We start from the raw sequence: 17,195 nt of genomic DNA on the forward strand, positions 1-17,195 counted from the left end.
GAACGACGGGTTTACCGGCTGGTATGTGCGTGCGCATTGTTACAGCTTCTTAAGCAATGCCGGTACCCCGGCCCCGCATTCCCCGTCCGGGCCACGAGTGGGGCGTGATCCACGTCATACGGCGGGCCCGGCGGGCAACCGAGTGAAATGCCCCGACTCCCTCGCCCCCCTGCGGGGAAGATCGAGCGACGAGCCTTAAATAACACAGCGTGACTATTACGCACCAGAGCGCCCTGACCGCCCTGCGGGAGCGGCCCGAACGGATCGCCGCACAGGCCGCCGAGCGACTGCGCGCCGACGGCGTCCCGCTCGACGACGCCCGCGTCCTGATCCTCGGGGCGGCCCGCGAGCCGGGCGTGCCCGACGTCCGGGAGAGCCCGGCGCTGCGGCTCCTCGGGCTCCTCGCGGCCCGGGGCGCCGACGCCCGCTACAGCGACGGCCATGTACCCCGCCTCACCCTGGACGGCCAGGAGCTGTGGTCGGTGACGGACCCGCACGAGGAGCCCTGGGACCTCGTGATCGTGCACACCGTGCACCCCGGTGACGACCTCGGCTGGCTGGACGCGGTGCCCCTGGTGCTGGACACCCGGTACCGCCTCCGCTCCCCCGCCCCCGCCCCCCTGCGGTGAACACCGCGGTGAACACGCCCTCGACGCCCCGCCGGCGGCCTCCGTCCGGGCCGGCCGACCCCGGCCGTCTCCCCGCGCGGCGTACGGATCGCGTGGACGGCGGCGCCCCGCTGGTGGCCCGGTCCGCCGACGGGCCCGTCGCCGCCCGCAGCGGCGGCGGTCTGTCGCCGGCCGTGCGCGACGAGGACCGGGGCGCGGCCCGGCCGCGGTTCACCGCGCCGCGCGTCGTGCCCTGAGCGGACGCGGACCGCGACGGGCCGCACAACGCGCCGAGGGCGGCACCCCCTGTCGGAACAGGGGGTGCCGCCCTCGGCTTGGCAGACGCCGATCAACCCGGGGGTCGATCAGAAGTCCATGTCACCGCCCGGCATGCCGCCGCCGGCCGGCGCGGCGGCCTTCTCCGGCTTGTCGGCGATGACGGCCTCGGTGGTGAGGAACAGCGCCGCGATGGAGGCGGCGTTCTGGAGCGCGGAACGCGTCACCTTCGCCGGGTCGATGATGCCCTCGGCGACCAGGTCGACGTACTCGCCGGTCGCGGCGTTCAGGCCGTGGCCCGGGGTCAGGTTGCGCACCTTCTCCACCACGACACCGCCCTCGAGGCCGGCGTTGACGGCGATCTGCTTCAGCGGGGCCTCCAGGGCGATGCGCACGGCGTTGGCGCCGGTCGCCTCGTCACCCTCCAGCTCCAGCTTCTCGAAGACCTGGGAGGCCTGGAGCAGGGCCACGCCACCACCGGCGACGATGCCCTCCTCGACGGCCGCCTTCGCGTTGCGGACGGCGTCCTCGATGCGGTGCTTGCGCTCCTTGAGCTCCACCTCGGTGGCGGCACCGGCCTTGATGACCGCGACGCCGCCGGCGAGCTTGGCCAGGCGCTCCTGGAGCTTCTCGCGGTCGTAGTCCGAGTCGCTGTTCTCGATCTCGGCGCGGATCTGGTTGACCCGGCCGCCCACCTGCTCCGAGGAGCCGGCGCCGTCGACGATGGTGGTCTCGTCCTTGGTGATGACGACCTTGCGGGCGCGGCCCAGGAGGTCCAGGGTCGCGTTCTCCAGCTTGAGGCCGACCTCCTCGGAGATGACCTCGCCGCCCGTGAGGATGGCGATGTCGCCGAGCATGGCCTTGCGGCGGTCACCGAAGCCCGGGGCCTTGACGGCGACGGACTTGAAGGTGCCGCGGATCTTGTTGACGACCAGGGTCGACAGGGCCTCGCCCTCGACGTCCTCGGCGATGATCAGCAGCGGCTTGCCCGACTGCATGACCTTCTCCAGCAGCGGGAGCAGGTCCTTGACGGAGGCGATCTTGGAGTTGGCGATGAGGATGTACGGGTCCTCGAGCGACGCCTCCATGCGCTCCATGTCGGTGGCGAAGTAGGCGGAGATGTAGCCCTTGTCGAAGCGCATGCCCTCGGTGAGCTCCAGCTCCAGACCGAAGGTGTTGCTCTCCTCGACGGTGATGACGCCTTCCTTGCCGACCTTGTCCATGGCCTCGGCGATCAGCTCGCCGATCTGGGTGTCGGCGGCGGAGATGGACGCGGTGGAGGCGATCTGCTCCTTGGTCTCCACGTCCTTCGCCTGCTCCAGCAGGGCGGCGGAGACGGCCTCGACGGCCTTCTCGATACCGCGCTTCAGAGCCATCGGGTTGGCGCCGGCGGCTACGTTGCGCAGGCCCTCCTTGACCAGGGCCTGGGCGAGCACGGTCGCGGTGGTCGTACCGTCGCCGGCGACGTCGTCCGTCTTCTTGGCGACTTCCTTGACCAGCTCGGCGCCGATCTTCTCGTACGGGTCCTCCAGCTCGATCTCCTTGGCGATGGACACACCATCGTTGGTGATCGTGGGGGCGCCCCACTTCTTCTCAAGGACGACGTTGCGGCCCTTGGGGCCGAGGGTGACCTTGACGGCGTCGGCGAGCTGGTTCATACCGCGCTCAAGGCCGCGCCGCGCCTCCTCGTCGAAGGAGATGATCTTGGCCATGGGAAGTGGTCCCTCCAGGACTGGGGGTGATTCCTTCGGACCGCGCCCGCGCCCGCGACGGACGGCTCGCCGGCCTCGTGGTTCCTTGCCCCACCCGGCCCGCGGGCCTCACCGACCCGGTCCTTCACTGTCACTCTCACCTTCAGAGTGCTAACGCAATGATTAGCACTCGGCATGCTCGAGTGCAAGCGCCCGAGCGGGGTCCGGAGCGCCGTCGGCCATCCGCGGACGCCGGTGACCCGGCACGGCGAAGGGCCCGCACCCCCTGCGAGGTGCGGGCCCTTCGGACAAGAAACGTTCAGGCGCTGAGGCGAACCATGTCGGCCTGCGGGCCCTTCTGGCCCTGCGAGATCTCGAACTCCACCCGCTGGCCCTCTTCGAGGGTGCGGTAGCCGTCCATCTGAATGGCGCTGTAGTGGACGAAGACGTCCGCACCACCGTCGACCGCGATGAAGCCGTACCCCTTCTCCGCGTTGAACCACTTGACGGTGCCCTGAGCCATGCCTAACTCCCCTATTACTGGCCCTTGCACAGATCCACACTTCGCGGACCCGGGTCAGACCTCACCCCCCAATCGGTCGGGGGCGTGCGCCGGAACGCGTCGACCGCGGCCGAATGTATCTGTCCAACTGCCGTCTGCAACAGGTCAATCGGACGAGAAATCCGGACGCGAGAGGTCCGGACTCTGGTGAGGATTCGCCCGACTTCAGGGCAAGTCGGGCCACACAAAGGCCACAAAAGGCGCAAAAAACCCGCACACTTTGGCTACTTCTTGTCGGGCGGGCGAGAGAAATCCAAGGTCCGCAACCCGGAGGCCGCGACCGTGTTCCCCAACTCTACCGCGCTCAATCACACTGAATTGCCCCCTCCGTTTCTCTCACGGAGGGGGCAATCGAATGAACGGTCAGTTACCGGTGTTACCGGAGGTAATGATCAGCCGCCGGCCACGGCCGGGATGATCGAGACACCGGCGCCGTCGGGGGTCGCCGTGTCCAGTCCCTGCTCGAAGCGGACGTCGTCGTCGTTGACGTACACGTTCACGAACCTGCGCAGCCTGCCCTGGTCGTCCAGGACGCGGGCGCCGATCCCGGTGTGGTTCTTCTCCAGGTCGGCGATGACCTCGCCGAGGGTCGCGCCCTCCGCGCCGACCTCGGCCCGGCCGCCGGTGTAGGTGCGCAGGATGGTGGGGATGCGAACGGTCACGCTCATGCGAGGCCAGCCTCTCGGAAGGAGTCCAGGGTCGGGCGGATGGTGGCGGTCAGGCCGGTGCCGGCCACCGCGTCGAGGGTCTTCAGGCCGTCGCCGGTGTTGAGGACGACCGTGGTCTTCGCCGGGTCCAGCACGCCGTTCTCGATCAGCTTGCGGGTGACGCCGACGGTCACCCCGCCCGCCGTCTCCGCGAAGACGCCCTCCGTGCGCGCCAGCAGCTTGATGGCGTCCACGATCTCCTCGTCCGTGACGTCCTCCACGGCGCCGCCGGTGCGGCGGGCGATGTCGAGGACGTACGGCCCGTCGGCCGGGTTGCCGATGGCGAGCGACTTGGCGATGGTGTCCGGCTTCTGCGGGCGGACCACGTCATGCCCGGCCTTGAAGGCGGTGGACACCGGCGAACAGCCCGCGGCCTGCGCGCCGAAGATCTTGTACGGCCGGTCCTCGACCAGCCCCAGCGCGATCAGCTCCCGCAGACCCTTGTCGATCTTCGTGAGCTGGGAGCCGGAGGCGATCGGGACCACGATCTGGTCCGGCAGCCGCCAGCCGAGCTGCTCGCAGATCTCGTACGCCAGGGTCTTGGAGCCCTCCGCGTAGTACGGCCGCAGGTTGACGTTGACGAAGCCCCAGCCCTCGCCGGCCGGGTCGCCGATCAGCTCGGAGCAGAAGCGGTTCACGTCGTCGTAGTTGCCCTCGATGCCGACGAGTTCACCGCCGTAGACCGCGGCCATGACGATCTTGCCCTGCTCCAGGTCGTGCGGGATGAACACACAGGAGCGCAGCCCGGCCCGGGCGGCGGCGGCGCCGACGGCACCGGCGAGGTTGCCGGTGGAGGAGCAGGAGAGCGTGGTGAAGCCGAAGGCGCGGGCGGCCTCCAGGGCCTGGGCGACCACGCGGTCCTTGAAGGAGTGGGTCGGGTTGCCGGAGTCGTCCTTCACGTACAGGCCGCCGGTCACGCCCAGCTCGCGCGCCAGGTTGTCGGCCTTGACGAGGTTGGTCCAGCCCGGATTGAGGTTGGGCTTGCCGGCGACGTCCGCCGGGACGGGCAGCAGCGGCGCGTACCGCCAGATGTTCGCGGGGCCCGCTTCGATGCGCCGGCGCAGTTCCTCGGCGTCGAGTCCGGAGAAGTCGTAGGCGATCTCCAGCGGGCCGAAACACTCCTCGCAGGCGAAGACCGGGCCGAGCGGCACCCGGTGGCCGCACTCGCGACAGCTCAGGGCCGAGGCGGGACCGAGGTCGACGGTGGAGTCGGTGGTGGCAACTGTCTGCACAGCCATGGAGGCGAGGCCCTTTCTCCTCATCTTCCTCACGACGCGTTTCGCCATGAGACGGATTTGGCACCTTCCCTAGCCGGGAGCCTCGCGGAAACGATCAGAACTGATCTACGAGAACCGGCTGGAGGGTTGCCGGGGCTTCATCGGGCCGTGTCCCTCTGCCCCTCTGGATGAGCTGTATGCGGTTGTGGACGCCCGCCGACCCCCGACATGCGATGGTCACCGGCGTTGTTCAAGACTGTAACCGACGGCCAGGACAGTTGAGATAGTCGTCCGAACCGCGAGATGCATCACACGGTGACGTGTGGTCGTGACAGTGAGGAGCCACCGACCGTGCTGGAAGAAGTCGAGCGCTGGCTGAGCACCCGCTCCTGGTCCGTGGCCGACCGCCCACCGCACCAGCTCCTGGCCGCCAAGCAGCGCACGGGACAGACGGTCAGCGTCGTGCTGCCCGCGCTGAACGAGGAGGAGACGGTCGGCGACATCGTCACCGTCGTCCGGCACGACCTCGTGGAGCAGATCCCGCTCGTCGACGAGATCGTGGTCGTCGACTCCGGCTCCACCGACCGCACCGCCGAGGTCGCCGCGCGCGCGGGCGCCCGGGTGGTCCACCGGGACGAGATCCTGCCCCGGCTCCCCGCCGTCCCCGGCAAGGGTGAAGTCCTCTGGCGCTCGCTGCTGGTGACCGGCGGGGACATCCTCTGCTTCGTCGACGCCGACCTGCGGGAGTTCTCCTCCGACTTCGTCACCGGGATCGTCGGCCCGCTGCTCACCGACCCCGGCGTCGACCTGGTCAAGGCGATGTACGACCGGCCGCTCACCGGCGCCGGCCTCTCCGGGCAGGGCGGCCGGGTCACCGAACTGATGGCCCGTCCGCTGCTGAACATGCACTGGCCGCGGCTGGCCGGGTTCGTGCAGCCGCTGGGCGGCGAGTACGCGGCCCGCCGCTCCCTGCTGGAACAGCTCCCCTTCCCGGTCGGCTACGGCGTGGAGCTGGGCATGCTGGTGGACGCGCTGCACCTGGCCGGCCTGGACGCGCTGGCCCAGGTGGACGTGGGCGTGCGCAAGCACCGGCACCAGGACGGCCAGGCCCTCGGCCGGATGGCCGCCGCCATCTACCGCACCGCCCAGCTCCGGCTGGCCCGAGGCCACCTGGTCCGGCCCGCGCTGACCCAGTTCGAACGGGGCGAGGACGGTTTCGAGCCGCGTACCTACTCGGTCGACACCGAGGAACGGCCGCCCATGGTGGAGATCGCCGAGTACACCGAGCGGAAGGTGGCGTGAACGGTGCGGACGCGGTCGCCCACCGGAGCGGACCGCACGTTTGAGGGTTTGCGGTCGGGGCTAGGTTGAGGCGTATGGCTTCCTCGCACGGTGCTGCCGAAAAGGCTCAGGTGCTGGTCGCGTCCAACCGCGGCCCGGTCTCCTACCAGGTACGACAGGACGGCTCGCTGCACGCCCGGCGGGGCGGCGGAGGACTGGTCTCGGGACTGTCCGCCATCGGTCCGGACACGGACTCCGTCTGGGTGTGCGCCGCGCTGGGCGACGGCGACCGCGCCGCCGTCGGGCGCGCGGACGGCGGGCTGCTGCCGGCCGGGGACACCGGCGGACAGCGGGTCCGGATGCTCGACATCGACGCGGCCGTGCACGCCGACGCGTACAACGGCATCGCCAACTCGGTGCTCTGGTTCGTCCACCACATGCTGTACCAGACCCCGCTGGAGCCGGTGTTCGACGCGGAGTTCCGGCGGCAGTGGGCGGCCTACCGGGCGTACAACCAGGCGTTCGCCGAGGCGCTGGCCGAGGAGGCGGCCGAGGGCGCGGCGGTGCTGATCCAGGACTACCACCTGGCCCTCGCCCCCCGGATGCTCCGCCGGCTCCGTCCCGACCTGCGCATCGGTCACTTCTCGCACACCCCGTGGGCCCCGCCGGACTACTTCCGGCTGCTGCCCGACGACATCGCGGCCGAGCTGCTCACCGGCATCCTGGGCGCGGACCGGGCGGCGTTCCTCACCCGGCGGTGGGCGGACGCCTTCACCGCCTGCTGCCACGCGGTGCTCGGCCCCGGCATCCCGTCCGGCACCCGGATCGGGGTGCACGGGCTGGGCGCGGACGCCGACTTCCTGCGCGAGCGGGCGCACCGGGAGGACGTGGCCGAGCGGATGGCTGCGCTGCGGGAGGAGATCGGTCCGGGGCGCCGGGCGATCGTCCGGGTGGACCGCACGGAGCTGTCCAAGAACATCGTGCGCGGGCTGCTGGCCTACCGGCAGCTGCTCGACGACCACCCCGAGTGGCGCGAGCGGGTGGTGCACGTGGCGTTCGCCTACCCCTCCCGGCAGGACCTCGCCGTGTACCGCGACTACACCGCCGAGGTGCGGCGGGTGGCGGACGAGATCAACGAGCGGTACGGCACGCCGGGCTGGACCCCGGTGGTGCTGCACGTGAAGGACGACTTCGCCCGCTCCCTCGCCGCGTACCGGCTGGCCGACGTGGCGCTGGTCAACCCCATCCGGGACGGTATGAACCTGGTCGCCAAGGAGGTGCCGGTCGTCTCGGACGCGGGCTGCGCGCTGGTGCTGTCCCGGGAGGCCGGGGCGCATGAGGAGCTGGGCGAGGACGCGTTCACGGTGAACCCGTACGACATCACGGGCACGGCGCGCGCGCTGCACGAGGCGCTGGGCCTGCCGGCGGAGGAGCGGGCGGCCCGCTCCAAGCGGCTGGCCGCCGCCGCGACCGCGCTGCCGCCCGCCCGGTGGTTCCTGGACCAGCTCCGGGAGCTGACCGGTCAGCCGAGCTGAGCCGCGAGTCCGCGCAGCAGTTCCACCACGCCCCGCGGGCCGTCCACCACCAGGTCGGCCCGTTCGGCCAGCTCCGTGACCTCCGTGCTGCCGCTGCACACCAGCAGGCCGGGGGTGCCGTTCCGCCGGAGTTCCTCGACCGCGGCGAAGGCGGGCAGGTCGCCCAGGTCGTCACCGGCGTAGACGACGCAGCCGGCGCCGGTGGCGCGGGCGTGGTCCAGCAGGGCCACGCCCTTGTCCATGCCCGGCGGGCGCAGTTCCAGGACCAGCCGGCCGGGTTCGACGATCAGGCCGTGCCGGGCGGCGAGGTCGGCGAGGGGGGCGCGCAGGGCCTCGAACGTGGCCTGCGGGTCGGCGGCGCGGCGGGTGTGGACCGCGAGGGCCCGGCCCTTCTCCTCGATCCAGGTGCCCTCGCCGGCCCCGGCGCGCTCCAGCAGGCCGGGCAGTTCCGCGCGGACGGCGGCGACGCCGGGGTGCGCGGGCGGCGCGGTGACCGTGCCGGTGGCCGCGTCCCAGCGTTCGGCGCCGTAGTGGCCGAGGACGGTGAGGTGTTCCAGGCCGGGGACGCCGGCGAAGCCGCCGTGGCGGACCGCCACCTCGGCCGGGCGGCCGGTGATCACGGCGACGGAGGCGACCTCCGGGGCGAGCACGGCCAGTGCGGGGACGGCGTCGGGGTGCGCGCGGGCCTGCTCGGGGTCGGCGACGATGGGGGCCAGGGTGCCGTCGAAGTCGAGGCCGATCAGCGCGGTGCGCGGCCGCGCGAGCAGGGCGGCGAGACCGTCCCGGCCGGGCTGGGTCCGCGGGGTGGGCGATGCGTCCATACCGGGACAGTATCCGGTGCGGGCCCGCTCACGCCTGGGGTCGCGCGTCCCGCTCCGCCCGGAGTCGCGCGCGCCGGCTCAGCGTTCGGCGCGGCGCGTCTCGCGCACGCGGCGCAGGCGGTTGACCGTCACCGGGTCGTGGGCCAGGGCCCGTGCGTCGTCCAGCAGGGCGTTGAGGAGCTGGTAGTAGCGGACCGGGGCCAGGCCCAGCTCCTCGCGGATCGCGCGCTCCTTCGCGCCGGCCCCGGAGAAGCCCCGGCGCTCCAGCGCGAGGATGGCCTTCTCGCGGCTGCCCAGTTCCATGACAGCCACGGTAGCGCCGGGCACCGACACCCCCTAGCTCGCGGTACGGCTGTCGGCCGCCGTGGCGGTGGACTGGAGCCGGGTGAGGACACCGGAGGGGCTGCCGCCGACGGCGACGGCCTGGCCGATGTTCTGCTTCACGGCCGCGCTGACCGCCGCCCAGGAGGTCTTGCCGACGGGGTACAGCTCGGAGGTGGGGAGCTGCTCGAGGAAGGGGCGCAGGGACTTGTCGACGGCCTTGTCCGAGCTGGTCATGGCGGTGGAGGCGGAGCTGGTCACCGGCAGCAGTCCGTAGTCCCGGGAGAAGTCCAGGACGTTCTTCCTGCTGTAGACGAAGTCGAGGAAGTCGCCGACCTGGTCGGCGTGCCCCTTCTGCTTGAAGCCCATCATCCAGTCGGCGACGCCCACGGACGCCCGGGCCTTGCCGGTGCGGCCGGGCGTCGGGACCATGCCGAAGTCCACGCCCTTCTTCGCGGCCTGCCGGATCAGCGTCGGGTGTCCGTTGACCATGCCGACCCGGCCGTCGGCGAAGGCCGCGAAGGCGGCGGCGCGGTTGAGCCTGCCGGGGGCGACCGGCCCGGTCAGGCCCTTGTCGACCAGCTCGTCCTTGAGCCAGGTGAAGGTCGAGACGTTGGCGGCGGAGTCGATCGTGTAGGTGCCGATGTCGTCGGTGTAGCCGCTGCCGCCGTTGCCGCCGCCGAGCAGCCACTGCATGGTCTCGGCCTGGGCCTCCTCGGGGCCGAGCGGCAGCGCGACGGGGTACTTCACGCCCTTGTCCTTCAGCGCCGCGGCGTCGGCGGCCAGCTCGTCCCAGGTGGTGGGCGGGGTGATGCCGGCCTTGGCGAACAGGGTCTTGTTGTAGAAGAGCACGCGCGTGGAGGCGGCGAACGGGATGCCGTACTGCGTGTGCTTCCACTGGCCCGCGTCGGAGAGCTGGGAGAGGAAGTCGGCCTGGGTGCGGATGGAGAGCAAGTCGGAGACCGGGTACAGCTTTCCCTCGGCGGCGTAGTCGGCGTAGGCGCCGATCTGGGCCATGTCGGGGGCGTCGCCGGCGTCGACCATCTCCTTGACCTTGCGGTCGACGTCGTTCCAGGAGTAGACGCTGACCTCGACCTTCACCTCGGGGTTCCGGGACTCGTACTCCTTGGCCAGGGCGTCCCAGTACTTCTTGGAGCTGTTCGCGGCGGTGTCGCCGTAGTCGGCGGCGACGAGCCGGATGGTCACGTCGGCGGAGCCCGTGCTCCCGCAGCCGCCGAGGACCGCCGTCATGCCCAGTGCGGACACCACCGCGATCGTTCCTGCCGTACGCCGACGCACCCTCAAAACCCCAACCCTGCTGTCTGACCGTTCAACATATGGACACATAAGGTCTACACCACGCGAGTGGACTAGACCTCTCATGGGTGCGAGGGTCACACTAGGCCCCGTGGTGAGACATGTCATCGCCCTCGACGTGGGCGGTACCGCGATGAAAGCCGCCCTCGTCGGCGACGACGGCGCACTGCTGCACCGCGCCCGCCGCGCCACCGGCCGCGAGCGCGGCCCCGAGGCGGTCGTGGCGGACATCCTCGACTTCGCCGCCGAGTTGCGCGCGCACGGCGTCGAGCGGTACGGCGAGCCCGCCCGCGCGGCCGGCATCGCGGTCCCCGGCATCGTCGACGAGGCGACCGGCACCGCCGTCTACGCCGCCAACCTCGGCTGGCGGGACGTACCCCTGCGCTCCCTGCTCGCCGACCGGCTCGGGGTGCCCGTCGCCCTCGGCCACGACGTCCGCACCGGCGGCCTCGCGGAGGGCCGGATCGGCGCGGGCCGGGGCACGGACCGGTTCCTGTTCGTACCGCTGGGCACCGGGATCGCCGGCGCCATCGGCCTGGACGGACGGGTGGAGGCCGGCGCGCACGGCTTCGCCGGCGAGATCGGCCACATCGTCGTACGGCCCGGCGGCACGGCCTGCCCCTGCGGGCAGCGCGGCTGCCTGGAGCGGTACGCCTCCGCGTCCGCCGTCAGCGCGGCCTGGGCCGCGGCCTCCGGCGACCCGGACGCGGACGCGGCGGACTGCGCCGAGGCCGTCGCGTCCGGTGACCCGAACGCCGTCCGGGTCTGGCAGGAGGCGGTGGACGCGCTCGCCGACGGGCTGGTCACCGCCGTCACCCTGCTGGACCCCCGCACGCTGATCATCGGTGGCGGGCTCGCCGAGGCGGGGGACGTGTTGTTCCGGCCCCTGCGGGACGCCGTCCGGCGGCGGGTCACCTTCCAGAAACTGCCCACCATCGTCCCCGCCGCCCTCGGCGACACGGCCGGCTGCCTGGGCGCGGGGCTGCTCGCGCGGGACCTGCTGGCGACCACCACCCCAACGACTGCGGAGGTAAGCACCTGATGGCCAACGAGCGGGAAACTCCGGGTGCGGACAGCGCCCCGCCGGCGGCGCGGACCACCACGACGAACCCGCTGGTGCTGACCGGCGCGCACGTGGTCCTCCCGACCGGCACCGTGCGGAACGGACAGCTGGCCGTCGACGGCACGCGCATCGCCGCCGAGGCGCCGGCCGGCGCCCGGCGCGTCGACGTGAGCGGGCACTGGCTGCTCCCCGGCTTCGTCGACATCCACAACCACGGCGGCGGCGGGGCCTCCTTCTCCGGCACGCCGGAGGACATCCTCAAGGCCATCCACACGCACCGCGCGCACGGCACCACCACGCTCGTCGCCTCCACCGTCACAGACGAGACGGACCTGCTGGTCCACCAGGCCGGACTGCTCAGCGAACTGGCCGAGCAGGGCGAGATCGCCGGCATCCACTTCGAGGGCCCGTTCATCTCGCCGTGCCGCAAGGGCGCCCACTCCGAGGCACTGCTGCGCGACCCGGAACCGGCCGAGGTGCGCAAGCTGATCGACGCGGCGCGCGGCCAGGCGAAGATGGTCACCCTCGCCACCGAGCTGCCCGGCGGCATCGACTCCGTACGGCTGCTCGCCGAGCACGGTGTGATCGCGGCCATCGGGCACACGGACGCCAGTTACGAGCAGACGGTGGCGGCGATCGACGCGGGCGCCACGGTCGCCACCCACCTCTTCAACGCCATGCCCGCCCTGAACCACCGCGCGCCCGGCCCGATCGCCGCCCTGCTGGAGGACGAGCGGGTCACCGTCGAGCTGATCAACGACGGCACCCATCTGCACCCCGCCGCGCTGGAGCTGGCGTTCCGGCACGCGGGCGCGGACCGGGTCGCGTTCATCACCGACGCGATGGACGCGGCCGGCATCGGCGACGGCCGCTACATGCTCGGCCCGCTGGAGGTCGAGGTCAGCGAGGGCGTGGCCCGGCTGGTGGAGGGCGGTTCGATCGCGGGCTCCACACTCACCCTGGACCGCGCCTTCCGGCGAGCGGTCACCGTCGACAAGCTGTCCGTGGAGGACGCCGTGACCGCCCTGTCGGCCAACCCGGCCCGGCTGCTCGGCCTCTCCGACCGCATCGGCTCCCTGGAGCCCGGCAAGGACGCCGACCTCGTCCTGCTGGACGCCGACTTCGAGCTGAAGGGCGTGATGCGGCGGGGCGAGTGGGTCGTCGCGCCCCAACTGGCCTGATCCGTCCAGGTTTTCCCCGCACGGCGGCCGACCCGGGACTGGGCCGGCCGCCGTCTCTTTGGCATGATCGTGGCCCCGGAAACCGATGACACGCGCAGGGACTTCGAGGGAGGTCGGCCCGGGTGATCCTCACGGTCACACTGAACACCGCTCTCGACATCACCTACCGGGTGCGATCGCTCCGGCCGCACACCTCGCACCGCGTCACGGAGGTCGTCGAGCGGCCCGGCGGCAAGGGCGTGAACGTGGCCCGGGTGCTGGCCGCGCTCGGCCACGAGGTGACGGTCACCGGATTCGCGGGCGGGCCGACCGGGCGCGTGCTGCGGGAGCGGCTCGCGGAGACCGAACGGCTGACGGACGCGCTGGTCACGGCCGTCGGACCCACCCGCCGCACGATCGCCGTGGTGGACGGCCGGTCGGGCGACACCACCCAGCTCAACGAGCCCGGCCCGCAGATCGCCCCGGCCGAGTGGGGCGCCTTCCTGGACCGGTACGAGGAACTGGTGACCGGCGCGGCGGCGGTGGCGCTCTGCGGCAGCCTGCCACCGGGGGTGCCCGTGGGGGCGTACGCCAACCTGGTCCGCACGGCCCGCGCCGCCAGCGTCCCGGTCCTGCTGGACACCAGCGGGGAACCGCTGCGCCGCGGGGTCGCCGCCCGCCCGGACCTGATCAAGCCCAACGCCGAGGAACTGGCCGAACTCACCGGCTCGCACGAGCCGTCGCGCGCCACCCAGGACGCCCGCCGGCGCGGGGCGCACGCGGTGGTCGCCTCCCTCGGCGCCGAGGGGCTGCTCGCCGTCACCCCCGAGGGCCGCTGGCGCGCCACCCCGCCCGCCGCCCTGCCCGGCAACCCGACCGGCGCGGGCGACTCGGCGGTGGCGGGCCTGCTGTCGGGCCTGGTGGAACGGCTGCCCTGGCCGGACCGCCTGACCCGCGCGGTCGCCCTGTCGACGGCGACCGTGCGGTCCCCGACAGCGGGCGACTTCGACCGCGCGGCCTACGAGAAACTCCTTGCGCGAGTGTCGGTGACGGTGGCGTGAAGCCCTGCAAACGCTCACGGGACATGCCCGCCTGGCAGTTTGGCCGGGAAAGGCCCTGTTCCTCATGTCACCGGGATGATCAGATGATCATCCCGTTCGCTACATCGACCGAAAGCGAACAGTTCGGGAACGAGGACCTGTGAGCGTACTCAAGAAAAGCCTGACAACAATCGCCGTCACCGGCGCATTGCTGGGCGGCACCTTTGCCACACCGGCTGCGGCGGCCGACCCCAACACCTGCCCGAAGGGCAAGTTCTGCGGATGGTCGGGGACGAACAGGACCGGAACCAGGACAGTCTACTCCGAAGCGCCCGGCTGTTACCCCCTCGACCACATCGCCCGATCCGTCTCGAACCAGACTTCTTACACTCTGGCTTTCTGGAAGGTCACCCTCGGCTGCGGGACCGGCACCAAGCTGGTCACTCTGAAGCCGGGCACCTACGCGAACGACCCTGGCAGCGCCAACGGGGTCGAAATTTTCGGCTGAGGTGCGCCAAAGCGGGAAGTCGCAATGTTCGGCAGCCGCCGGAAATCAACACTTCCGGCGGCTGTCGCGATTGACGGACCGCATCGGCCTCTACTTGGTGATGTAGAGCTGGTCCAGGACGGCATTGCACTGGTTGCCGTCATTGCAGGCGACCACGATCGTGTTGGTGCCCTCGTTCAGGTTGACGTTGGCCCACGTGGTCTTCCAGCCCTTCTCCCAGTCACCTGCGGGAGTGTTGCCGAAGTTCTTCATGTTCAGCGGCTGCGTGTTCGCCTGGCCGTTGACCAGCAGGGTCGCGTTGGCGTCTGCGCCTGGGACGCCGTAGCGCACGTACAGTCGGTAGGTGCCGGCGTTCTGGATGCCGTTGACAACCCAAGTGACCTTGGCCCCCACCTGGTTGAAGCCGGTCACATAGACGCCGCCGGTGGCCTTGGCACCCTTGACGTCGGACGCCTTGGTGGCTCCGCCGTCCAGACCAAGGGCCTCCGCGTCGCTCTTCGGCAGCTCACCCGGCGTCGCCGAGCTGCTTCCCGAAGGGCTCGGGCTGCTGGTCTGGGACTGCGTGGGGCCGGGCTGGGCCTGGTCGCCGGACTTGTCGTCGTCCGTGTTGCCGTTGATCATCGCGACGCCGATGCCGATGACGACCGCGGCGACCACCGCTATCGCGCCGATCAGCAGTCCCTTGGTGTTCGGGCCGCGGCGGCCGGTGTTCTGCGGCGCGGCCCGGCGGCCGGACGGGGCGCCCCCGGGCAGCGTCTCCGGCGCCTGGTAGTGCGCGCTCGGCTGGCCGTACCCGCCCTGCTGGGGCACGCCCTGGCCGTAGGTGGCCTGCTGCTGGCCGTACTGGCGCTCACCGACCGCGCGCACCCTGCTGACCGAGTTCGGGTAGCCGTAACCCCCGCCGGACGGCGGCTGGGCTCCCCGGGCCTGGCCGTCTGCGTACAGGTAGCCGAACGGGTCGTCATCCTCGGGCGTGCTCGCGCCGTTGTCGCCGGGCGTCATCCCTTGGTACTCCTCAACAGGTGCGGGCGGATGCGGTAAGGGTTGGAATGGCGAGCCTACCCGTTCTCATTCGTCCAAACGGGTGACTCAGACCGCATCAGCGCGCTGACCTGGGGATCATCCGGCACGTCGGTGTTGTTTGGGACGAGATCGTTTCTCTACGTACATCCGCTCGTCAGCTGACTTCAGCACCTCGTCCGCCGTCATGCCGCAGTGCGCCCAGCCGATGCCGAAACTGGCGCCCACCCGCACCGCCCGGCCCTCGGCCCGGATCGGCTGGATGATCTCGTTGCGCAGCCGTACGGCGAGGTCCTGGGCGTCCGCCCGGCCGAGGCCGTCGGCGAGGATGACGAACTCGTCGCCGCCGAGCCGGGCGACCGTGTCGCCGTCCCGGACGCCGTTGCTCAGCCGCCGGGCCACCTCGATGAGGACCGCGTCGCCCGCGTTGTGCCCGAACCGGTCGTTGATCGACTTGAAGCCGTCGAGGTCGCAGAAGAGGACCGCGAGGCCCTTGGTGCCGTCGTCGCGGCCGTCCGCCGGGGCGACGGTGTGCACATGGTGGTCGTAGGCGTCGTACGCCTCCGCGCCCGGCGCGAAGTCGAAGCCGTGGCCGGCGGGGGCGTCGAAGGCGGGGTGGCCGTAGGCCGCGTCCAGCGAGTCGACCGCGTCGGCGTGGGCGGGGCGCTGGCACAGCCGGGCCGACAGCCGCGAGCGCAGCTCGGCGGAGTTCGGCAGGCCGGTCAGCGAGTCGTGGGAGGCCCGGTGGGCGAGCTGGAGCTCGCGCCGCTTGCGCTCCTCTATGTCCTCGACGTGGGTGAGCAGGAAGCGCGGGCCGTCGGTGGCGTCCGCGACCACGCTGTTGCGCAGGGACACCCAGACGTACGTGCCGTCCCGGCGGCCGAGCCGGAGTTCCGCCCGCCCGCCCTCGGCCGAGGTGCGCAGCAGCGTGCCGATGTCCTCGGGGTGGACGAGGTCGGCGAAGGAGTAGCGGCGCATCGCGGAGGCGGGGCGGCAGAGCAGCCGGCACAGGGCGTCGTTGGCCCGCAGGATGCGGCCGTGCTGGTCCCCGCCCATCTCGGCGATGGCCATGCCGGAGGGGGCGTACTCGAACGCCTGCCGGAAGGATTCCTCGCTGGCGCGCAGGGCCTGCTGCTCGCGCTCCAGGCGGACCAGGGCGCGCTGCATGTTGGCCCGCAGCCGCGCGTTGCTGATCGCGATGGCGGCCTGGAACGCGTACATCTGGAGGGCCTCGCGGCCCCAGGCGCCGGGCCGGCGGCCGTTGCGCGGCCGGTCGACGGATATCACGCCGAGCAGCTCACCGCAGGAGCCGCCCTGCACGCCCGGGGTGTACATGGGCGCGAAGAGCCGGTCGGAGGGGTGCCACTCGTCCTCGAAGCGCGGCTCGGGCCCGTCGGTGTACCACTGCGGGACGTCGTCGTCGTCGAGGACCCAGCCCTCGGTGTGCGGTATGAAGACGAGGTCGCCCCAGCGTTCGCCCATGACCAGCCGGCGGTCCCAGGAGTCGCGGGAGCCGACCCGGCCGGTGATCAGCGACTCGGCGGCGGAGTTGCCGGAGAAGGCGGCGACCACGAGATCGCCGTCCTGGCGTACCAGGTTCACGGCCGCCATCTCGTACCCGAGGGCGCCCACGACGCCGTCGGCGACGGTCTGGAGCGTGTCCGCCAGGCTGCGCGCCGTGTTCATGTCGGCCATGACCTGGTGCAGCTGACGCAGGGACGCAAGGCGGACATACGGTTCCGACTCGGTCTCCATGCTCGCCCTCCCCCCGAGACCTCGCAGCGAATCAAGGGTTGTCTTCGGCGCTTCTCCCGCGTTTTCCGCGGTGGCTCTCCGCGTTGTGGTGTGCGTTGCCTTGCGGCTTCCCGCCACTGAATCACAGCGCGCTGCCCACTCGGTACACAGGGTCAACAATTCCTGCCCCTTGTGACTCAAGTCACAGCAAAAGGTGAACAATTGAGTGGAGTTCCCGCGTTTGCCCCGTGCGTTCACCGGACGCGATGCGTACAGGTGTGCTCACATGATGCACGGATGAATGCGCCGCTGGTCCTAGGACCCGGCTCGGACG

The 17,195-nt window shown here is 71.5% G+C and carries 17 protein-coding genes and 1 riboswitch; of the genes, 8 read left to right on the forward strand and 9 right to left on the reverse strand.

The window, feature by feature from the left end; genetic code table 11:
- Nucleotides 1–209: 209 nt before the first annotated feature.
- Both IF37_RS0101485 and IF37_RS44255 read left to right on the forward strand, forming a co-directional pair.
- Complete coding sequence (locus IF37_RS0101485) at nt 210–629, forward strand: UDP binding domain-containing protein (RefSeq protein ID WP_030734802.1); 420 nt, start codon at nt 210–212, stop codon at nt 627–629.
- 92 nt (nt 630–721) lie between these two features.
- Nucleotides 722–865 (forward strand): hypothetical protein, encoded by a 144-nt coding sequence (locus IF37_RS44255; RefSeq protein ID WP_158727267.1) that lies wholly within the window; start codon nt 722–724, stop codon nt 863–865.
- Between the two features lie 108 nt (nt 866–973).
- Here IF37_RS44255 and groL read toward each other — a convergent pair whose 3' ends face one another.
- The 4 genes from groL to thrC form a co-directional block, all read right to left on the reverse strand.
- On the reverse strand, nt 974–2,596 hold the full coding sequence (gene groL / locus IF37_RS0101495) for a chaperonin GroEL (RefSeq protein ID WP_030734805.1): 1,623 nt from the start codon (nt 2,594–2,596) through the stop codon (nt 974–976).
- Between the two features lie 298 nt (nt 2,597–2,894).
- Nucleotides 2,895–3,098, reverse strand: a complete 204-nt coding sequence (locus IF37_RS0101500; RefSeq protein WP_004929928.1) for a cold-shock protein — start codon at nt 3,096–3,098, stop codon at nt 2,895–2,897.
- Nucleotides 3,099–3,529: 431 nt separating this feature from the next.
- Nucleotides 3,530–3,805: a MoaD/ThiS family protein gene (locus IF37_RS0101505; RefSeq protein WP_030734809.1), complete on the reverse strand. Its 276-nt coding sequence runs from the start codon at nt 3,803–3,805 to the stop codon at nt 3,530–3,532.
- Nucleotides 3,802–5,082, reverse strand: coding sequence for a threonine synthase (thrC, locus tag IF37_RS0101510; RefSeq protein WP_030734811.1), 1,281 nt, complete (start codon nt 5,080–5,082; stop codon nt 3,802–3,804). The genes IF37_RS0101505 and thrC overlap by 4 nt, the downstream gene beginning before the upstream one ends.
- A gap of 17 nt (nt 5,083–5,099) precedes the next feature.
- Nucleotides 5,100–5,256, reverse strand: a riboswitch (SAM riboswitch).
- A gap of 156 nt (nt 5,257–5,412) precedes the next feature.
- Here thrC and IF37_RS0101515 point away from each other — a divergent pair.
- Together IF37_RS0101515 and IF37_RS0101520 are read left to right on the forward strand one after the other, a co-directional pair.
- Nucleotides 5,413–6,363, forward strand: a complete 951-nt coding sequence (locus IF37_RS0101515; protein ID WP_030734813.1) for a glucosyl-3-phosphoglycerate synthase — start codon at nt 5,413–5,415, stop codon at nt 6,361–6,363.
- A 74-nt stretch (nt 6,364–6,437) separates the two neighbouring features.
- On the forward strand, nt 6,438–7,877 hold the full coding sequence (locus IF37_RS0101520) for a trehalose-6-phosphate synthase (protein ID WP_106981693.1): 1,440 nt from the start codon (nt 6,438–6,440) through the stop codon (nt 7,875–7,877).
- Here the strand turns inward: IF37_RS0101520 and otsB are convergent.
- The 3 genes from otsB to IF37_RS0101535 form a co-directional block, all read right to left on the reverse strand.
- Nucleotides 7,865–8,698, reverse strand: a complete 834-nt coding sequence (gene otsB / locus IF37_RS0101525) for a trehalose-phosphatase (RefSeq protein WP_030734817.1) — start codon at nt 8,696–8,698, stop codon at nt 7,865–7,867. The genes IF37_RS0101520 and otsB overlap by 13 nt on opposite strands.
- 78 nt (nt 8,699–8,776) lie before the next feature.
- A complete protein-coding gene (locus IF37_RS0101530; RefSeq protein WP_030734819.1) occupies nt 8,777–9,001 on the reverse strand; it encodes a DUF3263 domain-containing protein in 225 nt (74 codons plus the stop codon).
- A gap of 33 nt (nt 9,002–9,034) precedes the next feature.
- Complete coding sequence (locus tag IF37_RS0101535) at nt 9,035–10,288, reverse strand: extracellular solute-binding protein (RefSeq protein WP_030734821.1); 1,254 nt, start codon at nt 10,286–10,288, stop codon at nt 9,035–9,037.
- Nucleotides 10,289–10,400: 112 nt separating this feature from the next.
- Here IF37_RS0101535 and IF37_RS0101540 point away from each other — a divergent pair, with 112 nt between their 5' ends.
- The 4 genes from IF37_RS0101540 to IF37_RS41385 all read left to right on the forward strand — a co-directional run bounded on the left by IF37_RS0101540 (nt 10,401) and on the right by IF37_RS41385 (nt 14,107).
- Nucleotides 10,401–11,378: an ROK family protein gene (locus IF37_RS0101540; RefSeq protein WP_030734824.1), complete on the forward strand. Its 978-nt coding sequence runs from the start codon at nt 10,401–10,403 to the stop codon at nt 11,376–11,378.
- 74 nt (nt 11,379–11,452) lie between these two features.
- A complete protein-coding gene (gene nagA, locus IF37_RS0101545) occupies nt 11,453–12,580 on the forward strand; it encodes an N-acetylglucosamine-6-phosphate deacetylase (protein WP_030734826.1) in 1,128 nt (375 codons plus the stop codon).
- A gap of 122 nt (nt 12,581–12,702) precedes the next feature.
- Nucleotides 12,703–13,620: a 1-phosphofructokinase family hexose kinase gene (locus tag IF37_RS0101550; RefSeq protein ID WP_030734828.1), complete on the forward strand. Its 918-nt coding sequence runs from the start codon at nt 12,703–12,705 to the stop codon at nt 13,618–13,620.
- Between the two features lie 139 nt (nt 13,621–13,759).
- Entirely contained in the window at nt 13,760–14,107 is a 348-nt protein-coding gene (locus tag IF37_RS41385; protein ID WP_158727268.1) for a peptidase inhibitor family I36 protein, read from the forward strand.
- Nucleotides 14,108–14,197: 90 nt separating this feature from the next.
- Here the strand turns inward: IF37_RS41385 and IF37_RS0101555 are convergent, their stop codons facing one another.
- Both IF37_RS0101555 and cdgB read right to left on the reverse strand, forming a co-directional pair.
- Nucleotides 14,198–15,109, reverse strand: a complete 912-nt coding sequence (locus IF37_RS0101555) for a carbohydrate-binding protein (RefSeq protein ID WP_030734830.1) — start codon at nt 15,107–15,109, stop codon at nt 14,198–14,200.
- A gap of 117 nt (nt 15,110–15,226) precedes the next feature.
- Nucleotides 15,227–16,882: a diguanylate cyclase CdgB gene (gene cdgB, locus IF37_RS0101560; protein WP_030734832.1), complete on the reverse strand. Its 1,656-nt coding sequence runs from the start codon at nt 16,880–16,882 to the stop codon at nt 15,227–15,229.
- Nucleotides 16,883–17,195 lie beyond the last annotated feature (313 nt).

Source organism: Streptomyces sp. NRRL S-31 (genome assembly GCF_000718775.1).
GTDB lineage: Bacteria > Actinomycetota > Actinomycetes > Streptomycetales > Streptomycetaceae > Streptomyces.